Here is a 2,500-nt window from a genome sequence, read left to right on the forward strand (position 1 = left end):
CTTCAGAACTAACACAGTGGACGCGAGCAACTGAGGACAAGCCCTCGGCCTATTAGTACCGGTCAGCTCCACCCATTACTGGGCTTCCACATCCGGCCTATCAACCCAGTCGTCTACTGGGAGCCTTACCCTCTCAAGGAGGTGGGAATACTCATCTCGAAGCAGGCTTCCCGCTTAGATGCTTTCAGCGGTTATCCCTCCCGAACGTAGCCAACCAGCCATGCCCTTGGCAGGACAACTGGCACACCAGAGGTTCGTCCGTCCCGGTCCTCTCGTACTAGGGACAGCCCTTCTCAATATTCCTGCGCGCACAGAGGATAGGGACCGAACTGTCTCACGACGTTCTAAACCCAGCTCGCGTACCGCTTTAATGGGCGAACAGCCCAACCCTTGGGACCGACTCCAGCCCCAGGATGCGACGAGCCGACATCGAGGTGCCAAACCATCCCGTCGATATGGACTCTTGGGGAAGATCAGCCTGTTATCCCCGGGGTACCTTTTATCCGTTGAGCGACGGCGCTTCCACAAGCCACCGCCGGATCACTAGTCCCGACTTTCGTCCCTGCTCGACCCGTCGGTCTCACAGTCAAGCTCCCTTGTGCACTTACACTCAACACCTGATTGCCAACCAGGCTGAGGGAACCTTTGGGCGCCTCCGTTACCCTTTGGGAGGCAACCGCCCCAGTTAAACTACCCATCAGACACTGTCCCTGATCCGGATCACGGACCCAGGTTAGACATCCAGCACGACCAGAGTGGTATTTCAACGGCGACTCCACAACCACTGGCGTGGCTGCTTCAAAGTCTCCCACCTATCCTACACAAGCCGAACCGAACACCAATATCAAACTGTAGTAAAGGTCCCGGGGTCTTTCCGTCCTTCTGCGCGAAACGAGCATCTTTACTCGTAGTGCAATTTCACCGGGCCTATGGTTGAGACAGTCGAGAAGTCGTTACGCCATTCGTGCAGGTCGGAACTTACCCGACAAGGAATTTCGCTACCTTAGGATGGTTATAGTTACCACCGCCGTTTACTGGCGCTTAAGTTCTCAGCTTCGCAACCCCGAAAGGTCACTAACCGGTCCCCTTAACGTTCCAGCACCGGGCAGGCGTCAGTCCGTATACATCGCCTTACGGCTTCGCACGGACCTGTGTTTTTAGTAAACAGTCGCTTCTCGCTGGTCTCTGCGGCCACCCCCAGCTCAGAGTGCAAGACTCATCACCAGGCGTGGCCCCCCTTCTCCCGAAGTTACGGGGGCATTTTGCCGAGTTCCTTAACCATAGTTCACCCGAACGCCTCGGTATTCTCTACCTGACCACCTGAGTCGGTTTAGGGTACGGGCCGCCATGAAACTCGCTAGAGGCTTTTCTCGACAGCATAGGATCATCCACTTCACCACAATCGGCTCGGCATCAGGTCTCAGCCTTAATGTGTGACGGATTTGCCTATCACACGGCCTACACCCTTACCCCGGGACTACCACCGCCCGGGCTGGACTACCTTCCTGCGTCACCCCATCGCTTACCTACTACCACCTTGGTTCGCCGGCTCCACCACTTTCCTTTCCCCGAAGGGTCCGGAACGGCTTCACGGGCTTAGCATTGATGGGCTCGATATTGGGCGTTTCAAAGCGGGTACCGGAATATCAACCGGTTGTCCATCGACTACGCCTGTCGGCCTCGCCTTAGGTCCCGACTTACCCTGGGCAGATCAGCTTGACCCAGGAACCCTTAGTCAATCGGCGCACACGTTTCTCACGTGTGTATCGCTACTCATGCCTGCATTCTCACTCGTGAACCGTCCACAACTCGCTTCCGCGGCTGCTTCACCCGGCACACGACGCTCCCCTACCCATCACAGTCCCCGTTGGGGGTATGTACTGCAATGACACGACTTCGGCGGTACGCTTGAGCCCCGCTACATTGTCGGCGCGGAATCACTTGACCAGTGAGCTATTACGCACTCTTTCAAGGGTGGCTGCTTCTAAGCCAACCTCCTGGTTGTCTCTGCGACTCCACATCCTTTCCCACTTAGCGTACGCTTAGGGGCCTTAGTCGATGCTCTGGGCTGTTTCCCTCTCGACCATGGAGCTTATCCCCCACAGTCTCACTGCCGCGCTCTCACTTACCGGCATTCGGAGTTTGGCTAAGGTCAGTAACCCGGTAGGGCCCATCGCCTATCCAGTGCTCTACCTCCGGCAAGAAACACGCGACGCTGCACCTAAATGCATTTCGGGGAGAACCAGCTATCACGGAGTTTGATTGGCCTTTCACCCCTAACCACAGGTCATCCCCCAGGTTTTCAACCCTGGTGGGTTCGGTCCTCCACGAAGTCTTACCTCCGCTTCAACCTGCCCATGGCTAGATCACTCCGCTTCGGGTCTTGAGCGTGCTACTGAAGCGCCCTGTTCGGACTCGCTTTCGCTACGGCTTCCCCACACGGGTTAACCTCGCAACACACCGCAAACTCGCAGGCTCATTCTTCAAAAGGCACGCAGTC

1 rRNA gene (cut by a window edge) is annotated in these 2,500 nt (G+C 56.7%); it reads right to left on the bottom strand.

What is annotated here, in order from left to right:
- Nucleotides 1-32: 32 nt before the first annotated feature.
- A 23S ribosomal RNA gene (locus IE321_RS40725) occupies nucleotides 33-2,500 on the bottom strand (it continues 654 nt past the right edge of the window).

This window comes from Streptomyces hydrogenans (assembly GCF_014656075.1).
GTDB lineage: Bacteria > Actinomycetota > Actinomycetes > Streptomycetales > Streptomycetaceae > Streptomyces > Streptomyces hydrogenans.